This window comes from Mesorhizobium sp. BR1-1-13 (assembly GCF_020165515.1).
In the GTDB taxonomy this organism is placed as follows: Bacteria; Pseudomonadota; Alphaproteobacteria; order Rhizobiales; family Rhizobiaceae; genus Mesorhizobium.
The window spans coordinates 318,173-341,410 of record NZ_JAIUIH010000007.1; the positions used below are offsets into that span (position 1 = coordinate 318,173).

The 23,238-nt window shown below is 58.2% G+C and carries 15 protein-coding genes and 1 pseudogene; 3 read left to right on the forward strand and 13 right to left on the reverse strand.

All coding sequences use genetic code 11. From position 1 onward, the window contains the following. Positions 1 to 51: 51 nt before the first annotated feature. A complete protein-coding gene (locus LB533_RS30015) occupies positions 52 to 1,506 on the reverse strand; it encodes a pectate lyase (protein ID WP_140642930.1) in 1,455 nt (484 codons plus the stop codon). A gap of 20 nt (positions 1,507 to 1,526) precedes the next feature. Next, the gene (locus LB533_RS18675; protein ID WP_140642928.1) at positions 1,527 to 3,683 is read right to left on the reverse strand and encodes a nucleoside-diphosphate sugar epimerase/dehydratase; all 2,157 of its coding nucleotides are present in this window, start codon (positions 3,681 to 3,683) and stop codon (positions 1,527 to 1,529) included. Positions 3,684 to 4,119: 436 nt separating this feature from the next. On the opposite strand from LB533_RS18675, the gene LB533_RS18680 reads away from it, so the two are divergent. Continuing rightward, positions 4,120 to 4,998, forward strand: coding sequence for a sulfotransferase domain-containing protein (locus LB533_RS18680; protein WP_140642926.1), 879 nt, complete (start codon positions 4,120 to 4,122; stop codon positions 4,996 to 4,998). Between the two features lie 97 nt (positions 4,999 to 5,095). Here LB533_RS18680 and LB533_RS18685 read toward each other — a convergent pair whose 3' ends face one another. From LB533_RS18685 to LB533_RS18725, 8 genes are all read right to left on the reverse strand, one after another. Further along, positions 5,096 to 7,291 carry an acyltransferase family protein gene (locus LB533_RS18685; RefSeq protein ID WP_140642925.1) on the reverse strand — a complete coding sequence of 732 codons (2,196 nt, stop codon included), beginning with the start codon at positions 7,289 to 7,291 and terminating at the stop codon, positions 5,096 to 5,098. A gap of 155 nt (positions 7,292 to 7,446) precedes the next feature. Continuing rightward, the gene (locus LB533_RS18695; protein ID WP_411970896.1) at positions 7,447 to 8,664 is read right to left on the reverse strand and encodes a glycosyltransferase family 4 protein; all 1,218 of its coding nucleotides are present in this window, start codon (positions 8,662 to 8,664) and stop codon (positions 7,447 to 7,449) included. Positions 8,665 to 8,670: 6 nt separating this feature from the next. Continuing rightward, positions 8,671 to 10,602, reverse strand: a complete 1,932-nt coding sequence (gene cysN, locus LB533_RS18700) for a sulfate adenylyltransferase subunit CysN (RefSeq protein ID WP_140642921.1) — start codon at positions 10,600 to 10,602, stop codon at positions 8,671 to 8,673. Then, the gene (gene cysD / locus LB533_RS18705) at positions 10,602 to 11,558 is read right to left on the reverse strand and encodes a sulfate adenylyltransferase subunit CysD (RefSeq protein WP_210239925.1); all 957 of its coding nucleotides are present in this window, start codon (positions 11,556 to 11,558) and stop codon (positions 10,602 to 10,604) included. The genes cysN and cysD overlap by 1 nt, the downstream gene beginning before the upstream one ends. After that, complete coding sequence (locus tag LB533_RS18710) at positions 11,559 to 12,962, reverse strand: lipopolysaccharide biosynthesis protein (protein ID WP_263491766.1); 1,404 nt, start codon at positions 12,960 to 12,962, stop codon at positions 11,559 to 11,561. A gap of 289 nt (positions 12,963 to 13,251) precedes the next feature. Then, positions 13,252 to 15,072 carry a sugar transferase gene (locus LB533_RS30020; protein WP_140642920.1) on the reverse strand — a complete coding sequence of 607 codons (1,821 nt, stop codon included), beginning with the start codon at positions 15,070 to 15,072 and terminating at the stop codon, positions 13,252 to 13,254. A 379-nt stretch (positions 15,073 to 15,451) separates the two neighbouring features. Then, positions 15,452 to 16,555, reverse strand: a complete 1,104-nt coding sequence (locus tag LB533_RS18720) for a glycosyltransferase family 4 protein (RefSeq protein WP_140642918.1) — start codon at positions 16,553 to 16,555, stop codon at positions 15,452 to 15,454. A 17-nt stretch (positions 16,556 to 16,572) separates the two neighbouring features. Beyond that, on the reverse strand, positions 16,573 to 17,556 hold the full coding sequence (locus LB533_RS18725; RefSeq protein ID WP_140642917.1) for a sulfotransferase domain-containing protein: 984 nt from the start codon (positions 17,554 to 17,556) through the stop codon (positions 16,573 to 16,575). Positions 17,557 to 17,989: 433 nt separating this feature from the next. Here LB533_RS18725 and LB533_RS18730 point away from each other — a divergent pair, with 433 nt between their 5' ends. Then, a complete protein-coding gene (locus tag LB533_RS18730; protein ID WP_140642915.1) occupies positions 17,990 to 18,889 on the forward strand; it encodes a formyltransferase family protein in 900 nt (299 codons plus the stop codon). A gap of 56 nt (positions 18,890 to 18,945) precedes the next feature. On the opposite strand, the gene LB533_RS18735 is transcribed toward LB533_RS18730, so the two are convergent. From LB533_RS18735 to LB533_RS18745, 3 genes are all read right to left on the reverse strand, one after another. Beyond that, positions 18,946 to 19,974 carry an NAD-dependent epimerase/dehydratase family protein gene (locus LB533_RS18735; RefSeq protein ID WP_224677893.1) on the reverse strand — a complete coding sequence of 343 codons (1,029 nt, stop codon included), beginning with the start codon at positions 19,972 to 19,974 and terminating at the stop codon, positions 18,946 to 18,948. Next, complete coding sequence (locus LB533_RS18740; protein ID WP_140642912.1) at positions 19,971 to 21,320, reverse strand: UDP-glucose dehydrogenase family protein; 1,350 nt, start codon at positions 21,318 to 21,320, stop codon at positions 19,971 to 19,973. Before LB533_RS18740 ends, LB533_RS18735 begins: the two co-directional genes overlap by 4 nt. Positions 21,321 to 21,855: 535 nt before the next feature. Then, positions 21,856 to 22,530, reverse strand: a complete 675-nt coding sequence (locus LB533_RS18745; RefSeq protein ID WP_140642911.1) for a hypothetical protein — start codon at positions 22,528 to 22,530, stop codon at positions 21,856 to 21,858. A 616-nt stretch (positions 22,531 to 23,146) separates the two neighbouring features. On the opposite strand from LB533_RS18745, the pseudogene LB533_RS30025 reads away from it, so the two are divergent. Next, positions 23,147 to 23,238 (forward strand): annotated as a pseudogene (locus tag LB533_RS30025) (molybdate ABC transporter permease subunit); the annotation flags it as partial.

A 23,238-nucleotide genomic window follows, 5' to 3' on the forward strand; every position in this document is an offset into this window, starting at 1 on the left:
GGAAGATCTGGTCAGAACCTCCCCATGGCAGGAGCGAGCGATATGTAGAAACTATTTCGCCGGCTCTGATGCTTGCGCGGAGATGAAACGAGCGAGGGCGAACACGCCCTCGACGAATTCTTCTCCCTCGATAAACCGGCCCTCAACCCAGCGTCCCTGGGTATCCTGACTGTCGACGAGCTGACGCACCTTCGAATTCAGTTCGCCAGCGCTCAACTCATCCGCGGCACTGATCCACAGTCGTTGACGTGAAACTCTCTGCCCCCGCTTTGCAATCTCGAGCCGAGCGAACACCGGCTCGATCTCTGCACCGGTTTTCATGCCGTAGTGTTTCAGGAGGTCCATGTCGTCGAAGGTCACTTGGCCGCCCTCATCGATGTAAAGCGGCCGGTTGGTGTTGAGTTCGTAAAAACGTGCCCAACTGCCGTCGGGCAGGCGCACTGCCTCTAGCCAGGTGGCCGCAGACGTCGCCGCGTGCAGCAACCGCGCATCCCTGTTTTGCTCGTTCAACTCGATCAGGTACTCGATATTGCCGGCGGTTTCGCGCGAGACGACCGCTGGCGGCTCAAACCTGCGCCCCCAAACCGGCTGCATGGAACGATCGTAACCCTGAGCCCAGCCCTGTTGTGGCGCGGGCAATTGGGCTGCAAGGAGAAAATCACCGACCTTCTCCGCCGTCTTGAGATATGCGGGATCATGATATGTGCGGTAGGCGTTGAGAAAGAGACGACCCATATCGCGGGGAAGATTGTCGTTGATGATGAAATAGGGCGGATGATCAGGCTTCTGCCACTCGTGAGACCAACTGGCCGGAATACTCGCCTTGGCCGCAGCCTTTACATCCGCCCCAGGCGCGGCTCCCTTGAAGAAGACTGGGAAGGCCCCATTTGCGTATTGCACCCGCATCAATCGATGAAGCGCCCTGTCGATGCAGGAACGGACGTCCGGATCCGAACCGCCACTCGCCAGGTCGAACCACATCAGAAAATTCAGCACGCTCTGTGTGTTGTTGTCATCGAGGACAGTCTCGTTGCGTTGCGGATTGTCCTTGATATCGCGACAGGTATTCCTGCCCAGCTTCAGTGCGTGGTAGCACCATGTCACCGCCTTTTGCGGGTCGGTCTCGATCTTGTAAAACCATCCGCCGGACTCCAGCTGAGTTTTGACGAGAGCGGTTGCCACGACCTGGGCAGACTGAAGCCATTGCTTGTCGCCGGTAACCTCGAAGATGCGCAGGAACGCAGCGCCGACGGCCGGCGTACCAGGCGGCTGCACCCAGCCAACGCTCGCGGGCACGGTACCGCCTTCGCCCACCCTCTTTTGGCCGTCGAGGGAATATTTCCATACATAAGTTCCCGCTACACCGAGATGATCGCGGAAATAGGCCCCCGCAAGCTCGACCGCCTCCCGTGCCTCGGCCACTGTCGGCTGAGGTTGAGGCGCCCCGGCCAGTGCAGTACCGCACGACAGCGCGACAAACAGAGCCGAGGCAATATGCGTTAGCACGGCAGCGCTCCCGCTGGGCCTCAAGCGGCCGCCTCGTGTGGACGCGTGGTTGCCTTGGCTGAACCGAGGATCACATGAGGCACGAATGGCGCCGTCACCGCCGCCGCAGGCTTGGCTTCGTCTCTGCGGTAACTGGGAAGCATATCCGCAACAAGGTTTAACACTCCCTCAGTGTCGCCGGCCCTCGCCAAGCGACGCAATTGCGAAAATCCCTTGCGAAGCGTGTCAAGCGGCATCGCATTGGGCACGGCGCCCAAGACTCCGGAAATCGGAACGTCGACACGTCTTTCGCTTTCGTCGAAGAGTTCCTCGAACAGCTTTTCTCCCGGCCGGCAGCCGACAATCTTGATCTTGATGTCCTCATCCGGTCGAAATCCCGCGAGCTTGATCATGCGGCGCGCCATGTCGATGATCTTGATTGGCGCACCCATGTCGAGAACGAAGATTTCGCCCTGTCCGAGTTTTTTCTCCAGACCATGGGCCGATGCCTGCAAGGTCAGTTCAACCGCCTCGCGTATTGTCATGAAGAAGCGCTTCATCTCCATGTCGGTCACGGTCAGCGGACCGCCGTGGGCGAGTTGGCGCTTGAATAATGGGATCAGCGACCCGCTTGAACCCAGAACATTGCCGAAACGAACGGTCATGAAGCGGACGGGGGTATCGCCGGCGGTAAAGGCGAGGTCCAGGGACTGGCAGTAGAGTTCCGCTAGGCGCTTGGTAGCGCCCATGACACTGGTCGTGTTCACAACCTTGTCGGTGGATATCTGGACCATTGCCTTGGCGCCGCAAAGGCGGGTCGCTTCTGCCACGTTCATAGTACCGATGACGTTGGTAAGAATGCCCTCACAGGGATTCAACTCGACCATCGGCACATGTTTGAGCGCCGCCGCGTGGAAGACCAGGTCGACGCGATGGCGTCGGAAAATCTCGCCCAGGCGAACAGGGTCGCGTACGTCGCAGATATATGGCTTCCGGCGCACATTCGGGAATTTCTCCGCCAACTCCAGATCGATGGCATACAAATTGTACTCGCTGTTATCGATCAGGACCACTTCGGTGGGACCGAGCGCGGCAATCTGCTGCGTGAGCTCTCCGCCGATCGAGCCTCCGGCGCCGGTGACGACGATGCGCCTGTTTTCGATCATTCGGGACAACGCATCTTTATCAAGAACCGCCTGCGGCCTCTCCAGCAGGTCGGTAAGTTCGATCGGGCGCAAGTCGAAGCGACTCTGATATTTAGGATTGCGCAGTTCCAGGACCGGGGCGGGGCGAGAGACAGCGATGCCCAGACGGTCGGCCCGGTCGATCAGCGCTTCAAGCGTCGGGTCGACGAGGCCAGGCACCCTCTCGGTGAAAATCACGTGGCGGGGCTTGATGCCGCGACCTTCCAGATCGCCGATGACCGTGTCGAAGTCTTCGATGCTGCCCAGAACCGGCACGCCGCGCAGGAAATAGCCCTCTGTCGTTGCGCCATTGTCGAGCACGCCGACCGGCCAATGGCGTGCATTCGGATCCCGCTGCAGCGCGCGAATATAAAGATCGGCCGCATCGCCCGCACCGATCAGCAGCACAGGGACCACGTCGCGTCCGTTTCTCGCTCTGTTCGCAGTCGGACCAAAGCGGCTTAGCTCAACGAGCTTGGAGCGGATGCGAACCGAAATAAGCAGCGGCACGAGCAACAGAAACTGGATCACTATCACCGAGCGCGGGATCGAATCGAGCCGTGTAGCCACAAACATCAGGAACACGAACGCCAGCGATGTGACGAATGCCGCGCGAACGATACCGAGCATGTCGCCGACAGACGCATATCGCCAGTTGCGGGTGTAGAGGCAAGTCACCGGGAAGACCACGGCGCATGTAAGCAGGAAGCAAGGGAGTGCGAAGAGCAACGAAGCGTGGCTCTCCGGACCGGTGAATTCCCCATCAAGGCCCAATCGCATGAACGAAGCAAACGACAGTGCCGCCAGCGCCAGGGCCAAATCGATGATGTAGAGATGAAGGTTCTTGCCAACGGCCTTGGCGCGCCCGGTCACCCGCCGGCGCAAGTACGACAGCACATGAACAATTGTGCGCGGTTTGCTGACGAGACGGCCGAGAGCGATCGCAGTGGCCAGCAAAAGGGATTGGCCTCCCAGTGGACTGATTGCCTCAAACGGCTGATCTGACTGGCTCATTCTAGACCTCGACAAAGCTTAGCCGCCGCGCTCCAAGAGAGCACGTTAAGAGACGCGGCTGTTTGAACTCGCAGGCACAAATCCGTGCCTGCCAGTCCCTTGCTCAATCAAGAACAGGTTGGCCTGCAATCGTTCGGACTCGAGGCTACGATCTTATCGTTGCTATGGGGCGCTTTCCCCGCTTTCTAAGCAACACATGCTTTTGTGCATGGGGGGACTATCGGAACTGCAAGCGGACTTTGCCGCGTTAATCCAAAGAGGTACTCCCACCAGTCCGGGCCAGCCAGCTAGCTAGGTCTCGCTGCACCGACGCAATGGCTTACAATGGCGGAGATTAAAATGGTCGCTTGAGTTTCGGCCCGGGGGTCCGTTCTTCGGGCACTTCATTATCGACGACGCTAATGCGCCAAGCTCACGCTAGCAGAGGAAGCTTTCTATGCTCGGACAGTTGAAGAACAATCTTCGCGACGCTACCTTCTTCCTTGGCGAAGCCGTCGTTCCAAAGAAAATACGCTACTCGGGTCCCCTGGGAGCGTTGCGCCGCCAGATGATCTTTTGGTCGCGGGACTCCTTTGTGCTTTCATACCCGAAATGCGGTCGAACGTGGCTGCGCACCATGGTTGGCCGCGTCATCGACAAACACTACGGCCTTAACCTGCAGAATCCGATGGAAATCCAGCATTTCTGGAAGATCTCGTCGAATATCCCTTGCATTGGCTTTTCTCACGACGACAGCCCAAATCTTAAGCGTCCCAGCGAAATCCAGTCCGATAAGTCAAGATATTCAGGAAAAAAGATCCTATTTCTGGTTCGGGATCCGCGAGACGTGCTTGTTTCATACTATTTCGACGCAACGCACCGGATGAAGGTGTTTGACGGGACGATCAGTGAGTTTCTTGCCCAGGATGTCGGCGGCATTGATTCCATCATAGCGTTCTACAACGCCTGGGCGCACAACCGCGACAAGGTGAAGGCATTTCAATTGCTGTCCTACGAACACATGCGCCAAGCTCCAAAATCGGCGCTTCGTACGGCGCTGGATTTTCTGGGCATTCAGGGCGTGCCGGAAATGATCCTCGATGAGGCGACAACCTTTGGCTCTTTCGAGAATTTGCGAAAGATCGAAATGGCAGACGCTTTCGGTCACGAGAGAATGCGCCCGACAGACCAGTCGAATCCCGACAGTTTTAAGGTGCGGCGGGGTAAAATCGGGGGTTATGTCGACTATTTCAACAGAGACGAGATCGCTTACATGGATGAGAGAATTGCCAGCTCTTTGGACCCGTATTTCCAAATATACCACCGCAAGGCATAGCGTCGAGCTCTACTGCAAGGGGCGGCCTTGTCGCCTCCGTGCTGGAACGTCGCACAAGGCTTCTCCGTCGAAAAAGTCCACGGCTCTCCTTCGTCTGTCATCGGTCATTTCCCCACCGTGCTTTGATGGCGTCCATGATCAAAACGTTGAGCTTGGACGCGCCGGTCTCGCTGAGATGGTTGTCGTCCCGATAAAAAATCTGAGAGCCTCGATTGGCGAAACAGCGCTGTTGATCGCAGAAGGCCTTCTCCGGATACACGCGCACGAGATTTGGATCGGATCCGACATTATCGTATAATTCGTATGTCCGTTGCGTTCGCCGGCGGAAATCCCCGTAGGAAACCGAAATCGGTTCCGCCTGCATATAAGCTGCAGGATCGTTCTGGCGTCTGGCCCGCATGAGAAGCACCTGCGGGACGTTCCAACCCATCTCCGGGACAGGATAGACTAAGACAACCTTCACCCCGCGCTCCAGAAGTGTGTTTATGGTGTGGGAAATGGCCGTGGCGACTGCAGCCGGATCGGCTGGCCCGGTTTCACCCAGCTTGGCCAAATGCGGGTGATCGTCGCCCGGCTCGATTCCCCCCTCGCCATTGTCATAACGGCTCTGCTCCACGAGAATGGGGAGACGCCATAAGAGCACGGCTATCGGTCGCTTCAGCTTGCCTATGTAGTCGAGCCTCTTGTCATTGTAGTCGCCTGGACAACCCGGTTGGTCCACGTCAACCCTTTGCACACCCAGGAGAAATACGCAGCCGCCTCGATTGAGCGGTGTGAACGAAGCGATATCTCGGTAGTCGTCGAGGCTGTCTCGCATCGGACCAAGCAGAGTGCGAGCGTGAGAGTCACCTAAACTAACAAGAGCATAGCCCTCGGAATTCGAGCCATGAAAGGTACAAGGGCCCTGTTCAGGCGCAAAGTTGAGACAGCTCTTCCCGTTCTGAAAAATCTGAGCCTCACGAATATCGGATGCAGCGGCAATCGGGGCAAGGCCGTCCGCAAAACGGCTTGGCATGCCATTTTGGACATACCAGTAGTATCCGCCGCCGCTGAGTAGTACGGCTCCAAGTGAGGCAATCAGCCATATAACGGGCTTGCTGGTTCGCTTTCTGCTGCGGGTCGGCATCTCAACGAAGCGGTAAGTCGCAATGGCAAGTATAACAGACATCAAAATCCAACAAAATACCATCGTGCCATCGACAGAATTGGTCGCACTCATTCTGCCGAAAGCAAATATCGGCTGGTGCCAAAGGTAGAGGGAATATGATATCAGGCCGACAAATACAAACGGCTGGGAGGAAAGCGCTCGTGTAATGGGATCGCCGTGCCCTGTATACCAGATAAGCAATGCCGTTCCTGCAACCGGGATCAGCGTTACAAGTCCTGGGTGGTGCCACTGCGGCCTCATCAGCGGCACCGCGCAGATCAGGAGCGCCAAACCGACCGCAGGCGCGACTCGTGAAGAGCGTATCGACACAAGCCGGCCGCCAGTCAATTCGCGTCTTGCCAGAAACACCCCCAACCCTAGTTCCCAGATCCGAGGCGGCAGTAGAAAAAAAGATGCATCCGGCAAATGCCTTGTCATCCACTCCGCAAGAATGAACGAAACGACGAGCCCAAGGCACAGGATGGCGGTTAAAAACGTCCGAGCATATTTCCACACCAGTAGGAGAAAGCAAGGAAAGATCACGTAGAACTGTTCCTCGACCCCCAAGCTCCAAGTGTGAATTAACGGGCGAAAAAGATTGTCGGTTGCGTCATAACTCGCAACATGCCAGAAATATAGATTGGATGCTGAAAACACGGTTGCCAAAAGACTCGCCGAATAGTCTCTGAAGGCACTCGGCAGCATATAGAGCCAAGCGAAGGGGATCGTTACTGCTAAGACGGTATACAGCGCGGGTAAGATCCGTCTCGCGCGACGCTCGTAAAAGCTGGCGAACGAGAAAGTCCCATCCATGACTTCCCGCTGTACAATCGAGCCAATCAGATAGCCGCTAATAACAAAAAAAACATCAACGCCAATAAAACCGCCCGCAAAGGGGTCAAGGCCCGCGACGCGAAGCCCTGAATGGTAGAGAATCACCAGAACGACTGCGATCGCCCTCAGGCCGTCAATTTCGCGGCGATATCCAACTTGACCGGTCCGGGTGGCAATGATCCCACTCTGGGCAGCTCCCGTGTCTTGGTTCGCATTGCGAGCAGGATGATGGGCTTCGTACGGCAACCCTCGATCAATGCCGGGGGAACCATATGTCAATGGCGCAGCTGACTTTCCGCGAAACTCACTCATGTCAAAGGAGGCCCTTCCCTTGGATGCGTCTATCAAGATACCGGCGTGCTGACGCTCGGATCGGCCTGAAGCTGCTGCTTCAGCCAGGTCGTCGTGCTTTTTGCGGCTCCGATGACAAGGAAATCGATGTGCTCTACCCGCATTGTGAAAACCCTTTAACCGCCGATTTCGCTGGTTAGGTCGGTCGCCAAGCCGGCTTTGCGGGAGCAAAGCGCCCTGTCATAGATCTTCATGACATTTTCGACATGGCGGTGCGTGCTGTAGGAAAAGAAGGCGTGGTCGCGGGCTGCATCGCTGATCCGGGCCCAGAGCGGCGGATTGGACAGCAACCGCGATAGCGGCTCCATGAAGGCCCCGGCGTCTTCCGGTGTGACCAGAAATCCGGTCCGCTCGTTCTCGATAGCTTCCGGATTGCCGCCATGATCGGTTGCAACCACCGGCGTCCCAAGGAACATCGCCTCGATAAGGGTTCGGCCGAAGGGCTCTCCCATGGCGGGAACGACCAGAACATCCGTTGCCGCGAGGAAAGGTTCAATCGGGTTGCGAAAACCCATGAAGCGCACCGTTTGGCCGAGCCCGCGCTCGGCGCAGCGCACGCGGGCGGCCGCTTCAAGATCTTGCGAGCCCGCGGGTGAAGTCCCGAACACGCAGCCGACGACCGGGATTTGCGGGTGCTCCCGCACGAAACGATCAAGGATATCGATGAAGAGGAGCGGCCGCTTTCGTTCGATCAGCCCGCCGATGAAGCTCAGGACGCGTGTTCCTGGTGCAAGGCCTAGCTCGTCCAGAAGTGCGGCCTTGGCCGCGATCCTGTCAGGCACAGTCGACGGATGGTCGAAGGGACTATGGATGACGCTAAGCCGTCCCTTGAGGGATCTGATCGGATGCCGCGGTCGCGAAAATCGCGACACTGTCACCATGCGATGCGCGATGAGCGGCGCAAGCACGTTGGCGCCCTTGGCGTCGGGGTCGCCGCGATGATGCCAAACCAGCCGGGCACCTGCCAGCCTCGCCGCAATGCCCCAATTCACATGCGTCCTGCCGTCATTGGTGTGAACGATATCGAACTTCTGCTCCTTGATGAAACGCCGCATGCGCGGGAGCGTACTGGTCAGATAGGTCATGACATCGCCGGGAATTGTTCCCTTTCCAGGCGAAGTCGTCGGCAGCGGAAAACCCATGAAGGGCTGGCCTTCCATTTGCAGAAAGGCCGCCAGAGGCCCGGCCGTTTCCTGAAGCACCAGAATGGGAACGACCTTCGATGTATCGAGGTTCTGGATGAGCTTGAGCGCCGAGATGTGGCTTCCACCGACATCATCACCGATAAATGGAAAGCAAACCCGTACCGGCCCTTGGCTAGCTCCTCCAACCATCGCCTGTTACCCGGTCGCAGTTCCGAGATAGCTGCCTCGTTCGAGGTAGCTGACGATCTCTTCCGCGGCCTCCTCGGCACTCAGATCCGGCGTAACCGTGATCTGTGGCGCTTCTGGGCGCTCATAGGGGCTGCCGATGCCGGTGAAATTCTGGATCAAGCCGTTTCGGGCGCGTCGATAAAGGCCCTTCGGGTCGCGGCTTTCGGCGACCTCCAGTGGTGTATCGATGAAGATCTCGATAAACTGCCCTGGGCCGAAGAGGTCGCGCGCCATCCGCCGTTCAGCCTGGAATGGCGAAATGAATGAAGTAAGCGCTATCAGTCCGGCATCGACCATCAGCTTGGCGGCCTCGGCCACGCGTCGAATGTTCTCCACGCGATCAGCATCGGTGAAGCCGAGATCTCGGTTCAAGCCATGGCGAACATTGTCGCCGTCAAGTAGGTAGGTGTGCTTGCCGAGCGCATGGAGGCGCTTCTCCACGAGATTCGCGATCGTCGATTTTCCGGAGCCCGACAGGCCTGTGAACCACAGCACCACGGGCTTTTGACCTTTGGCGATCGCCCGCGCATTCATGTCGACATCCAGTGCTTGCCAATGGACGTTGTTCGCCCTGCGCAGACTGAAGTCGATCATTCCGGCACCGACCGTGTGGTTGTTGATCCGGTCGATGACGATGAACGCGCCGGTTTCGTGCACGCTGGAGAACGGGTCGAAGGCGAGCGGCGCCTGCGTCGTCAAGTTGACGAAGCCGACGTCGTTCTTCTCGAGGGTTTTTGCTGCCAGTTTTGCAAAATTATTAATGTCGACCCGGTGTTTTATCTGCGTGACGCTCGCACCCACCACGCTGGTGGCGAGCTTGATCAGATACGGGCGGCCGGGGATCAATGGATCCTCGTGCATCCAGAGCAGATGGGCCGCAAACTGGTCTGACACTTCCGGGCGCTCCGCCGCCCCCGCCAGGACGTCGCCGCGAGAAACGTCGATCTCATCTTCGAGCGTCAGCGTGACAGCCTCGCCCGCCGCTGCCTCCGACAGGTCTCCGTCCTGGGTAACGATGCGCTTGACCAAGCTTGTCACGCCGGAGCGTGCCACGACCACACGGTCTCCCGGCCGGATCACGCCGGCGGCGATGGTGCCGGCAAACCCGCGAAAGTCGAGGTTCGGACGATTGACCCATTGCACCGGCATCCGGAAAGGCGCGCTACGGCGGTCTCGTTCCACCTCGACGGTTTCCAGATGCTCGATGAGCGTCCGGCCTCGATACCAGGGCAGGTTCTCGCCTTTCGAAAGAACATTGTCGCCATAACGCGCCGAAAGCGGGATGGCCTCCAGAGAAACGAAGCCAAGCGGTTCCGCGAAGCTTCGATAGGTCGCCTCGATCTCGTCGAATACCGTTTGCGAATAATCGACCAGGTCGATTTTGTTGACCGCAAGAACGACATGCCGGATTCCGAGCAGCGAAACGATGAAGGAATGTCGGCGTGTCTGGGTCAGAATGCCCTGCCGCGCATCGACAAGAATGATCGCCAGGTCGGCATTGGATGCGCCAGTAGCCATGTTGCGGGTGTATTGCTCATGGCCTGGCGTGTCGGCGACTATGAATTTGCGCCGCTCCGTGGCGAAGAAACGATAGGCCACGTCGATCGTAATGCCCTGTTCGCGCTCGCTGGCGAGACCGTCGACCAGAAGGGCGAAGTCGAGATCGCCGCCGGTTGTGCCGTGGCGTTGGGAATCGCGGGTAAGTGTGGCAAGCTGGTCTTCCATCAGCAGCTTCGTGTCGTAGAGCAGCCTGCCGATCAGCGTCGACTTGCCGTCGTCCACGCTGCCGCATGTCAAAAATCGCAGCAGGCTCTTCTTCTCGTGGACAGCAAGATATTGCGAAGTGATCTCGTCTATCGAGGAAGATTCGAGTTCCGCGGTTTGAGCAAAACCCAGCATCAGAAATACCCCTCGCGCTTTTTCTTTTCCATCGATGTTGCTTCGTCATGGTCGATCAGCCGGCCCGATCGTTCGGAGGTCCTCACGACAAGCATTTCCTGGAGCACTTCGGGAACAGACGCGGCAGTGCTTTCGGTAGCCGCGGTGAGGGGATAGCAACCAAGCGTGCGGAAGCGGACCGAGCGCATTTCGGGGGATTCGCCCGGGCGAAGCGGCAGACGGTCGTCGTCCACCATAATCAACTGTCCGTCGCGCTCCACCACCGGGCGCTTGGCCGCGAAATACAGCGAGACGATGGGAATGTTCTCCCTCATGATGTATTGCCATATGTCGATTTCGGTCCAGTTCGAGAGCGGAAAAACCCGGACCGACTCCCCTGGTTTCAGCCGGCCGTTGTAGAGGTTCCATAGTTCCGGGCGCTGGTTCTTTGGATCCCAGCCGTGGCTATCGCTGCGCAGCGAAAACACCCGTTCTTTCGCGCGGCTCTTTTCCTCGTCGCGGCGCGCGCCGCCGAAAGCGGCATCGAAGCCGAGCGAGGTCAGTGCCGATTTCAGCGCCTCCGTCTTCATGATCTGCGTGTAGGTCGACGAGCCATGTGTAAATGGCGTGATCCCTTCGGCCAGGCCGGCCTCGTTGCGACGCACCAGCAGCTTCAGGCCAAGCCGCGCGACTGTCTCGTCGCGGAAACGGATCATTTCCTTGAACTTCCACGTCGTGTCGATGTGGAGAAGGGGGAACGGCAGTTGCGACGGATAGAAGGCCTTCATCGCGAGATGGAGCATCACGGCGGAGTCCTTGCCCACCGAATACAACATCACCGGGTTGCGCAGTTCGGCGGCGACCTCGCGAATGATATGGATCGATTCTGCCTCGAGCCGTTGCAGATGGGTAAGCGATGACGGCGAGCGTCGCTGCGCTATGGGCAAAGTGGCCAGGGCTTGAGGTGCAAGAGACATCTAGATCGCCTTTGAAGGGGCAAGACTTGCTTGGTTGAGAGCGTCCGCCGGCGGGGTTTGCCGGGCGGGGTGATGGGCGGTCTTGAGTGCCTGTCGCAACGAAAACGCCAGGCCGAAGGCCCACAGAATGCCCAGGACGATATGGGCAATATTGCCCCCCATCGCGCCGATCCGCGGGATGAGCAGGAGGGCCGTCACGTGGAAGGCGGCTGTCGCAACGACAACAATGCGCAACACCTCACGTTGCCGGCCCATGGCAAGCAGCGCCGAGCGGGCGGCTGAGCCTGAAAGCACGAACGTGACAGCCACCATCTGCACGATGACTAGGCTGGCTGCGCCTATGAACTCCGGTCCTGCGGTCCAGGCGAGCAGCGGCCGGATGAGCACCGCCACGACCAGGACGCAAATGACGCCAAAGCAGAGCAGCATGGCTTCGGTCTGAAAGATCACCCGCTTGAATTCCTCGATGCTGCCTTTTGCCCAAAGGCGGGCGACGTCGGGATAGAGAACGTTTTGCACCTGCGGGCCTACTTGCTGGCCGACGCGGCCTATGCGCTTGGCGATCTGGTACAAGCCAGCCGAGGCCGGGTCGGCTAGCCATCCGACCAGCAGTGTATCGAGCTCTTGCGCGCTCGCGCGCAAAGTGAGTGAAATGTTCGACGACCACGCGAAATTCCAGATGCCAGGGAAGCGGCGTGTGATGCCGGCCAAAGGCGCGCCCAGGACATTGTGGACACCCTGCCTGTGTAGCGCGCGCATGGTCAGCGTCAGGAGCGCCAGGGAGCCGAGGATCTGCGTTCCGGCCCAAACCGCTGTGAAATAGGCGAGATCGCCATTGAGCAGCACGCCGAGCAGACACAGCAATACGCGCAGAACCGCGTTGAGCAACTGCCCATAGGCGAGTAGGCGGAAGTTGCCGGCCATGCGTTGGACAGCCACGGGGACGCCGGAAATCTGAAACAGCAGAACACTGGAGTAGAGAACAAGAAGATGCACGATTTGCGTCGACCAACCGAAAACCGGTGCAAGGAGAAGGGCCGCGCCAATGGCGACGACCCAAGCGCAGACAGCGGCACCGACATCGATAAGCAGGCCGAACTTCATGAGGACACGCAAATTCTCGTGGCCCTCGGATGCGTTCATGCCGGCTGCGTATTTGATAATTGGCTGCCACGACTGGAAGCTGACAACGCGCTCCACGACCCTTGTGAACGCGATGATCAATGCAAGCTCACCATAATTCGTCACGCCAAGCGCGCGTGCTGAAAGCGTAAAGGCTACAAGCGCCAGCAATGAGCCAAGAAAATTGCCGGTCAGAAGGTGTGCGATATTGGCCAGGCGCGTGCGGCCCGCACTCTTGCGCCTGGCAGCTTGCAGCACCCGTCGAGCCAGTCTTCCGATCATCGCAACCGTAGCCAAAGTCGCCCCGCTCATTCTTGATCGGCAATACGCGTCCCTTGGTCGTTCTGCGGGATTGTTTCTGCCGATGACATCCATCATCGGCAGAAACCAGAAAGCCGCCACGACCAAGTTTGGTCCTGTCGCAACCCCAATAAGCTAGGACCTGATCGCCGCTACGACCGATGGCCTACCCCATTAGCGGTAGCAGCTTCATGGCCGTTTATCGATAAAATATATACGGCGCGAAAAAGTAGAACTATAAGACATACCGAACTAATAAAGAGAAAATCCCTTAAATATTTGGCTTTGTAATCTTCAAGAAAAGCAAACGGCTCCATATCCTATTAATCTCCTCGGGATGAAGCGCAACATATATGGTGCGCCTCTTTCGCTGTTGGTCGAGGACTGATCTAAGGTTGGATCCGGTAAGAGATATGCCGAAATCCGACGGGCCCGAATAGGCCTGGCCGAGCATGCGATCCAGCATCAACTCTCCCAAGGCCGGAGTGTAGCGCGCAGAGCTCCAGTACCACCGCATCGTCTGATGACGATCGCCCGGATCCGGAATGTCTTCCATTGTAACGGAGTTATAGCCGCTAAAATCCCACAGTTTCACTTCAGACGTGGCTGTCTTGGATGCATTGACCTGACTTACAGTATACGTCAGATCCACACGCCAGCGGTCGTAAACCGGGAGTAGCCCCATGGCCCTGAGTGCTTCCATCTGACGAGCATGTATCGGTGAGATGAAGAGCGTGACGTCTACTCCAGCGGCGGTGAGACGATCCAGCAGGTCACGCAACAGGCCGATTCTGGTGAGGTCATAATCGAAGCTGCCGGGAGAGGAAAACTCCGCCATCAACCGATTCAGCCTCTGGTCGGACACCTGTCTGTAGCTGTAATTGTGCGTCAACATGATCTGGTGAAAACCGTCTTCCTTGTCGGTCTCCCGAAATCCAATGCTGTTGGCGTGCACCGTCCGCAAAGCGTCGATAAAGCTTTCGGGGGAGAACAAGGACCGCGCATAAACGATAGGCATTGGAACTCCGGCAAAGCCGGACTCCGGAAAATCTTGGGTTTCCGTTCGGTCCGCCTCAAACATGGAGAAATCGAGATTGACGATCATCCGGCGGGGTGCGCCATGAGCCAAGGCGAACATGCCAATGTCATAGAGTTCGGCCATGCTCGCATGCGGAACAGCGGCATTGTAGGCCTTCAGCCTAGCTAGGCTCGGTCCGGCGGGATCAAGCCCGACGCGCGCCCGCGAGCCGCCGAGGATCAAAGTGTCGTAATCGGTGAGCCATAGACGTAGTGAGCGCTCGGCTGTCGTACCGATCGAAAGGCGATGTGTCTTTTCGGCATTGAAATCAGGAATCTCCAGATGATGGTTGATCCCATATGGATCGACAACAAAAACGAAAGCGGCAGTCCCAAGCTCTAGCAGAATACCGATGGCTGCAACCCTTGCAGCGAACCGTGGCAGGCGCGATCCAGATGTCCTCAACGGCCCGCCCGACTGCGAAACCTGCGAGCCCATGAACTCGGGCATGGTGGCGTGTCCCGCGGCGCTGATCCCCTCTCGGGTGAAGATCTTGTAAAAGGTCAGGCAGAGAATTTTCAGGTCAAGTGCGAAGGTTCGGTGATCGACATACCAGACGTCCAGGACGAAGCGGTTCTCCCAATCAAGTGCGTTGCGGCCGTTCACCTGCGCCAAACCTGTGATGCCGGGAATGACTTGGTGACGACGCGCCTGCTCAGGGCTATAGCGGGGGAGATACTCCATCAAGAGTGGACGAGGCCCGACGAGGCTCATCTCACCCCGCAATACGTTGATCAATTCGGGCAGCTCATCAAGGCTGCTTGCGCGCAGAAAGCTGCCGAAGCCAGTTAGCCTGTCAGCATCGGGAAGCAGCCGGCCATGACGATCCCGACGATCGGTCATCGTTCTGAACTTGATTATCTTGAATGGTTTTCCGTGGAGGCCGGGACGTTCCTGGCGGAAAAAAACAGGACGCCCAAGAAGCAGCGCGACTGCTATTGAAAGCACCGCGATGAGGGGCGACATCAGCAGCAGAAGGCAGGCGGCACCGAGCAGGTCGAACGTGCGTTTCATGAGCGATGCTCCTTTCATCAGCATGCCTGCCCCGGCTCGCTGATACGCCCTCTGGCCAACCGCAAGGCTCCGTAGTGATCAAAAGCCAGGCCACGCCAAGGGACACAATCTCGAAAGTCTACATGTAGCCTTGTGTCTTGAGGCCGATCCCAGCCAGGGACGATGTGCGGGCATTGCCTTGCCCCAGGCGACGCGCGACAGGTCGCCGCTTTTAGTTATATTGGCTGTAAAGTGCGCCTATCAAAGATCATCTCCGGATGAACATCAGGATATGTGCGCCGGATTTGAAAACGCTCGAGGTGTTCTTGTCCGGCATTGGATATTTTTCATTCGCAGATCGCGAACCTGAACAACTGGGTTCGTGATCAATTGCCTTCACTCAGAATTTCGTCAAAGCGGAGTCCCATTTTTCCGCAATCTGCTGCATTGAGAACCGATCGATCGTTTTCCGGGCCGATCTTCCCATTTTGTGGCGAAGAGCATTATTTCGCATCAGGCATGCCATTGCAGATGCCAACTCGGCAACATCGTCGACTGGTACCAGCAGACCCGAAACGCCTGGTTCGACGATTTCGGAGGGACCGAAATCACAGTCCGTTGCGACGACGGGCAGGCCGGCCGCCATCGCCTCGATCAGCACGTTGGGAAAGCCTTCGTAGCGTGACGGCAGGACAAAGAGGGAGGCGTCGCGTGCCCATTCGCCCGGACGCTCGGTAATGCCGGCAAGCTTTACCCTGTCCTCCAAATCAAACGCATCGATCTGACGTTGAAGAAGAACCCGATCAGGTCCCTCGCCGAAGATCGTCAATGCCCATGCCGGAAATTCGGTGGCGATTTTAGCAAACGCCTTTATCAGCGTGTCGAAGCCTTTCTGTTCCACCAGGCGTCCGACGCCGACCAGGCGAAACATTTCATTGCCATGGTCTTTGTAGGCATCGGTCGCCTCGCACGGATTTCCGATGACCTCGCAAGGATTTCCGATAACGTGGGCCTTTTTTCTGAGCGTATCTGGAAGCGTCTTGACAATCGCATCGGTCTGCATGACAAGCCGATCCGCTTGCCGAAGTATAATGCCAGAAACGAGCCGCCAAGCGGCGTGTTTCTTCTGCGCCTTTGGATTGTTTCTTTCCGAGATAATAACCCGGATGCCAAGATTCTTCGCCGCCAGCAGGCAGAGAATATTAATTTTTGTTAGAAACGAAACGATCAGAGTGGGCTGAAGCCGCTTGAATTCCGCGCGCAACACGGCCACGCGCCGCAAGCTGCGGACAAATCCGAGTTTCGAAAGCCGCGAAGCTCCGTCCTCTACAAGTCTGTGGACGGTGACCTTTGGGTGCAGGGCAAAATAGCTCTTATCTTGCTCTCCCACGAAAGCAAATAGATGGACTTCATCTCCGCGCCTGCATCGATCTGCGGCAAGCAGACTGACGACGCGCTCCGTCCCTCCTGCACCCAGGCCCGCCTGCACAATCGCAAGTCGCATTTACTCCCCTCTTAACGTCAAGACGTCGATGGATTATTTCCATACTTCTCGGCGATCTCCGCCAAGTTGCTGCATGGATTGGTGGAAAGGGATTCGATGACAGGAAGATCTCTCTTGATCATCTCGCCTTGGCCGTGTTCATCCATGAGTTGACGGCGAAGTTCATACCAGCCGCATACGAGCTGCGTTCCGCCACGGCGAAGCAGTTCCATCGCGGCTGGAGTTAGCCAGTCGATGCAGGTCTGCTCAATGAGCTCGGCTTGCGCATCACTAAGATGATCGGCAAAGCCGCCGACCTTGCCGAGACGCGCATGCTGACTTTCGCCATCGTGCGCCGTTAGGCCGCCCGCCATCTCATGCTCACGCATCACATAGAAACGCGAAGCGTCGATAGAATCCTGAAGCGCGCGCGCGGACGGTGTGTGGCCAAGAAATCTCAGGATACGCGTGCAGGCACCCATAGGATCTTCAGTCAGTTCCTCATAGCCCAATACTGCACTCACGTGATGCTTTAGACCTCTACCCCAATCATTCAGATATACTATCAGAGCCGGCAGGCCTTGTTCGCGATCGGCAATGAACGCGTCCATGGTGCCTTCAAAGCAGTGTTTGTGACGTGTGGCATCGAAATAAGCTGACACGATTACGTCGCGCGGATCTCGAGTCATGAAGATGATGGGTCGGTTGAGGAAAAGCGAGCGTCTATAGGTGAGGTGCGAAACCAGGACGAGCGGCACGCGATGGCGCTCATCTGTGTAACGAAAAGCCGGGATGCCCCTCGTCGGATCGAGATCGAAATCCGGAAGAACTTCGAACATTGGCGAAAGATCGACGTTCTCGCCGTTGGCGTGGCGACTGAAGTATTCCGAAAGTATATGTCTAAGCTGGGTTGCTCCGGATTCGGGATAGGAGACAAGAAACGCGTCTGCGCCCGACGCAGCCCAGGTCATCCTGATCCGGGCGTCGATCTTATGCAATGTCAGACGGGTGGTCGTCAGCATGGTGACAGGTCTTCAGTCCTTGGGGATCGTAGCGCAGCATGTATGACGTCGCAGTCGAAGGACGCGATGGGAGGGCTGCTGGCCATGGCCTTGAGTGGTACCGCGCAATCTTCGTAGCGGGACGAAAGCACAAATGCGTCGGCGTCCAGAAGGCAGGATCGCCATGCGTAGCAGATCAGATCCGCCCTTCCCGACTGTAGTGGCGCTGCGATCCAGAAATGCCAAGCCGGCGAAGCTGTCCATCGCGTATTCCAATCCCGCTGTCGCAACCCCTAAATACCCAGCTTTCTTTGAACCGACGAGTTGCACATAGGGATGCATCGCCGGCTGCCGTTTACCTCTAAAGGAGGACTTGGGCGCAGAAACGAAGCAGACAATAGAAGAGATCTGTGTCCATCTATCGCTCACGCCGGTGAGTTGGAGCCTTGAATTCATGCGCATAGCCTTTGTCGGTGCGGTGGAGGGATCTCGGGTCGCATTCGATGCCCTTGTCGAAGCCGGCATGACGCCATCGCTGCTTGTCACTCTTGCGGGCGAAGCTTCCAAACGCCATTCCGATTTCGTCGATCTGGCGGGGCCGGCACGTCTGGCCGGGGCCGCGGTCCACCTGACCAAGGACATCAATGCCCCCGACACGATCGACAGGCTCGAAGCCGAGCGGCCCGATTTGACGATGGTGGTCGGCTGGTCGCAAATCTGCCGCGGCGAATTTCGCTCGGTCGCCCGATATGGCTCGATCGGCTTTCACCCGGCGCCGTTACCGCGTTTTCGGGGGAGGGCGGTGATCCCCTGGACGATCATTGCGAATGAAAAGGAGACGGGCTCGACTTTCTTCCGGCTGGACGAGGGTGTCGACAGTGGCCCTATCGTCCTCCAGAAGCTTTTTGCCGTAGCACCGGACGAGACCGCGCGCTCGCTCTACGACAAGCACAAGCAGGCCCTGTTCGAGATGACGCCGCTTGTCGTTTCGGCGATAAGTCGTGACAAGGCCGTGGGCGTCGCGCAGGACGAATCCCTTGCCAGCTATTGCGCAAAGCGCACGGCCGATGACGGAATGATCAACTGGAGCGATGCCGCCGAGAATGTCCTTCGTTTTGTCCGCGCCGTCGGCGATCCCTATCCGGGCGCCTTCACTTTCACTGCCGGTGCCAAGATCGTGATCGACATGGCGCGCATGTTTGCCCCGCCTGGGCGCCATATCGGGCTGACCGGCCAGGTCCAAACTCATACCGACAGCGGCTTTACAGTGCTTTGTGGAGACGGAGCCGCCATTGAGGTGACATCCTGGCATGGCGAGAGGCCCAGGATACACGCCAAGCTGGCCTCGGCATGACCAACCTGTGTCGGGCCAAGGGTTTAGGCGCGTGCACTGATTACAGGCTACGCGCTTCAGGCGGCTATTGTCGGCCGCGACGGCCGTTCTTCCAGATACCAGCGTACGAAGGCGGTCACCCCGTCCTCGACGCTGGTGCAAGGGCGAAAGCCGGTAAGGGCCTCCAGCAGGCGGGGGTCGGCATAGGTTGCCCGCATGTCGCCAGCCTGCATCGGCAACATCTTGCGGATGGCTCGTTTGCCCAGGCAGTTCTCGATTGTCTCGATAAAAGGCAGCAGCCCGACAGGCTCGCCGCAGCCTATGTTGACGACACGCCACGGCGCGACGGGTGACAGCGTGTCGACGACGCCGGGAGCGGACGCCGTGCGACCTGTCGCCGGCGTGCATTCGACGAGCCGGACGACGGCTTCGACGAGATCATCGATATAAGTGAAATCACGCTTCATCAGGCCTTCGCCATACACTTCGATCGGACGGCCGTTCTGGATCGCGTCGACAAATTTGAAGAGCGCCATGTCGGGCCGGCCCCAGGGGCCATATACGGTGAAGAAGCGGAAGCATGTGGTCGGCGTTCCGAAGATATGTGAATAGGAGTGCGCCATCGCCTCCATCGCCTTCTTCGTGGCCGCATAAAAGGTCAACGGCCAATCAGCCTTGTCGGTTTCGACGAATGGCATCTTGTCGTTCGCTCCATAGGCCGAGCTCGTGGACGCAAGGAGCAAATGCCGGGGCTTGAGATCACGCGCAAGCTCAAGGACGTTGAACGAGCCGACGAGATTGCTGTCCGTGTAACTTCGCGGATTGTCGATTGAGTAGCGGACACCGGCCTGCGCGGCCAGATGCACGATCACGTCGGGCCGGGCGGAGTCTGCGGCGCGGCGAAGGGCGTCCATGTCTTCCAGTTGGCCGATATGGGCGCGAAAGGCGTCGTACCGTTGAAGCAGGGCGTGTCGCGACTGCTTCAGGACCATGTCATAGTATGGCGTCATCCCGTCGAATCCGGTGACGCGATGACCGTCGTCGAGCAGCCGGCGCGCCAGGTGAAAACCGATGAATCCTGCGGTGCCGGTGATCAGATACCTCATTCCGCGGCCGCGGCGAAAACTGCCTTGTCTCCGACCGCTCCCTCACCGATATTCACGTACTCGAAGCCGTGTCTGGAGATGTCTTCCCGCCGGTAAATGTTGCGCAGGTCGACCACCACCCGTTTCGACATCGTGCGGGACAATCGTTCAAAATCCAGGGCGCGGAACTGATTCCACTCGGTCACGATGACCAGCGCGTCGGCGCCCTCGGCGCATTCATAGGCGCCTTCGGCATAGCTGACGCTGTTGCCGAGCACGATTTTCGCCTGATCCATGCCTTCGGGGTCATACACTCGGACATGGGCCCCAAAATCGATCAAGGCCTGGATGATCGAGAGGGAAGGCGCTTCACGGACGTCATCGGTGTTGGGTTTGAAGGTAAGGCCCAGCAAGGCCACTGTCTTTGCGCGGACATCGCCGCCGCAGGCAAATACGATCTTGCGCGCCATGGTGCGTTTTCGCTGGTCGTTCACGGCAACCGTCGTTTCGATCAGGCGCAAGGGCGCGCCGCTGTCCTGCGCCGTCTTGACCAAAGCCAGCGTGTCTTTTGGAAAACAGGATCCTCCATAGCCCGGGCCGGCGTGCAGGAACTTTGAGCCGATGCGATTGTCGAGCCCGATGCCCCGCGCTACCTCGCGCACGTTCGCGCCCACGCTCTCGCACAGATCCGCGATCTCGTTGATGAACGTGATCTTGAGCGCCAGGAAGGCGTTGGCCGCATATTTGATCAGCTCGGACGTGCGGCGGCCGGTAAACAGGATTGGTGCCTGGTTGAGATAAAGCGGCCGATACACCTCCGCCATCACCTCCCGGCCACGCTCGTCCGACGGCAGGCCGATAACGATCCGGTCTGGTCGTTTGAAGTCGTCGATCGCGGCTCCTTCGCGCAGGAATTCCGGGTTGGAGACGACCGCCACATCGGCCAGGGGATTGCATTGGCGAATGATCCGTTCGACCTCATCCCCCGTGCCCACCGGCACCGTGGATTTGATTGCCACCACGGTGAACCCGTGAACAGCGGCCGCGATTTCTCGGGCCGCTTCGTAGACATAGGACAGATCGGCATGGCCGTCGCCCCGCCTCGAAGGCGTCCCGACTGCAATGAACACCACGTCCGCATCGGCGACTGCCGCTGCAAGCGTGCTGGTGAAGGTGAGCTGGCCGCTCGCGGAATTCTTGTCGACGAGGTCGTCGAGACCTGGCTCATAGATCGGCATTCTTCCGGCCTGGAGATCGGCAATCTTGGCCTCCGCCTTATCGACGCAGACGACTTGATGGCCGAAATCAGCCAGGCAAGCGCCCGATACAAGACCCACGTAACCCGAACCAACAATCGCGATGCGCATGTAACCGCCACTCTGATGATGACAACTGACGCGATTAAGCCAGCAGCGGCCAAGAAAATGGAGTGCGCAATCGGATAAGACATTACCACTTCCGAGACCTGGTATGGGGCCGGACGGTCGTCTGGCGCAGTTTGACAACGCTAAGTGCTGATGGCCATTGCAAATGGACGAGACGAGATGATCTGGCGCCTAGCCACGCTCGGCTGCAAGCCGGCTGACGGCGCTTCATTGGCGCGTCGATTGCTTGAGTTCATTTTCCGTCAAAATTCCGCTCAGCGGCCGTTCGGTCTTTTGCCATGCTCTTGGAGGTAGCTCGGTTCTCGCTTCAACTTGCCGTCCAGGAGCCGAGTCAGGAAATTGCCCTCGGACAGCCTCGCCTGAGCTTGATGGATCTTCGTCCGGGTGAGACTGCGCGCTGGAGTTCTGCCGTGACGAACAACGCTAGGCTGAGCACGCCGAGGCCGGCAGGGCGATTTTCCGGTCCATGCAATGGAATTGTTGCCGGCTGCGCGCGGTCGCATTTGCCGGCGAACATTCAAAGAATGTAGCCGAGGGCCTCGCTTTCCGTCGCACTGTCAGCCGCGGAGACAGGCTTGGCGAAGAGGAAGGCACCATCTCGCGAGAACAGATCCGCCGGCATCATCTGGAACTCGCGCTGCGAATGCGGGACATCCAATTCACGATCGACAATATGCCAGAGGCTGTTGAAGAACGACCCGTCGGCTTGCCTCATGCTTTCCCCCCGAAGCGGCTTTCTCGATGAGAAAACCGTTGCTGGATTGGCCCACATGTCGGCAATGGCGATATCGTAATAGCCGGGATGCGCGGCATTGGGTTTGATAATCGCGAAGGGCGTGTTCTTTTCCGGCCAGCCTACGCGGCCCACGGTCAGGCACTCTTCCGGCTCGGGCAATCTTGCCTCCACAAGATAGGCCAGTGCCGCATCGATGCCGCCGATTTCCGAAACGACGCACGATGTCAGTCCCGCGCGGGCAAGCTGCATCAGCTTTCGAGCCTCTTGTTCATCCATATCGGCCCATCTCAGGAAAGCCATCCATTGCTGGTGCAGGCAGTCGTCCTTGGCCTGGCAAAGAAGTCGTCCTGCCTCCAAAGCGGATTCGACCCTCCTCCTGTCCGCCTCCGCGAAGGCTTCTCGCGCAGGGCGAATTCGGCCGGCTATTTCCATCAGGTCATTTGAGATGTTTTTCATATCCTCCTCCCCAGGCGGATTTCTAATCTGACTTATGCGCTCCATGATGCGTTGGTTTTGTATTGCGTAGAATGCCTTCACGGGAACGCGCGAGATATCTTAGTGACGTGGCCAACCTATTCTTTTGAGCAAGGGTCCCACTTCCGACCGTCGGCTGTACCCGCGCGCGATAGTGTTCGCTACTACTTGCTGCCATAGCTTCGCTTTCGTCGTTGTCGGCGTCGCCTGGTCCACACGACGACGCCGGCAAATTCTGTCGTCCGATCGGCCCAACGCCGTCTGCGGGGCGATATGCGCGCGGTGGATGCTCGGGACGCAACGCTGGTCGCGACATGCAAGGCTTGTCCCCCGGGGCTTAATTTTTCGACGGCTGAAGAATACGCGTACCCTATCATTTCGGTGATGGTGCTCATCCAACCAGATCTGAAGACCTGCGCAGTAAGGAGTAGTCAGAAGAGCTGGAGAAAGCCCGAATGACGGCGAAGGAAGAAAATCCACACGCCTTTGGGCGAATGGAAGTAGGCGCCGTATCTTTCAACGAACTTGCGCGCCCAAGGCTCTTGAAGTCATAGCGAAGGGCAATCTGGCTTGAACGAGTGGGGCGATCCAGAACTCCATGACAGCAGTGGCCATCACAGCACCCGCTCGGGCGGGTTGGCGGTTTCGACAGCCGAGCGTCATTCCGGGTTTCGGATTGACGCTCGGCTT

Excerpts from the sequence above, each read along its gene's own strand:
- LB533_RS18680 (WP_140642926.1), top strand. The coding sequence starts at position 4,120 with ATGCTCGGACAGTTGAAGAACAATCTTCGCGACGCTACCTTCTTCCTT.
- LB533_RS18720 (WP_140642918.1), bottom strand. The coding sequence starts at position 16,555 with ATGCGACTTGCGATTGTGCAGGCGGGCCTGGGTGCAGGAGGGACGGAG.
- LB533_RS30020 (WP_140642920.1), bottom strand. The coding sequence starts at position 15,072 with ATGAAACGCACGTTCGACCTGCTCGGTGCCGCCTGCCTTCTGCTGCTG.
- LB533_RS18745 (WP_140642911.1), bottom strand. The coding sequence starts at position 22,530 with ATGAAAAACATCTCAAATGACCTGATGGAAATAGCCGGCCGAATTCGC.
- LB533_RS18710 (WP_263491766.1), bottom strand. The coding sequence starts at position 12,962 with ATGATCGGAAGACTGGCTCGACGGGTGCTGCAAGCTGCCAGGCGCAAG.
- LB533_RS18685 (WP_140642925.1), bottom strand. The coding sequence starts at position 7,291 with ATGAGTGAGTTTCGCGGAAAGTCAGCTGCGCCATTGACATATGGTTCC.
- LB533_RS18740 (WP_140642912.1), bottom strand. The coding sequence starts at position 21,320 with ATGCGCATCGCGATTGTTGGTTCGGGTTACGTGGGTCTTGTATCGGGC.
- LB533_RS18735 (WP_224677893.1), bottom strand. The coding sequence starts at position 19,974 with ATGAGGTATCTGATCACCGGCACCGCAGGATTCATCGGTTTTCACCTG.
- cysN (WP_140642921.1), bottom strand. The coding sequence starts at position 10,602 with ATGCTGGGTTTTGCTCAAACCGCGGAACTCGAATCTTCCTCGATAGAC.
- LB533_RS18730 (WP_140642915.1), top strand. The coding sequence starts at position 17,990 with ATGCGCATAGCCTTTGTCGGTGCGGTGGAGGGATCTCGGGTCGCATTC.
- LB533_RS18675 (WP_140642928.1), bottom strand. The coding sequence starts at position 3,683 with ATGAGCCAGTCAGATCAGCCGTTTGAGGCAATCAGTCCACTGGGAGGC.
- LB533_RS18725 (WP_140642917.1), bottom strand. The coding sequence starts at position 17,556 with ATGCTGACGACCACCCGTCTGACATTGCATAAGATCGACGCCCGGATC.
- cysD (WP_210239925.1), bottom strand. The coding sequence starts at position 11,558 with ATGTCTCTTGCACCTCAAGCCCTGGCCACTTTGCCCATAGCGCAGCGA.
- LB533_RS18695 (WP_411970896.1), bottom strand. The coding sequence starts at position 8,664 with ATGGTTGGAGGAGCTAGCCAAGGGCCGGTACGGGTTTGCTTTCCATTT.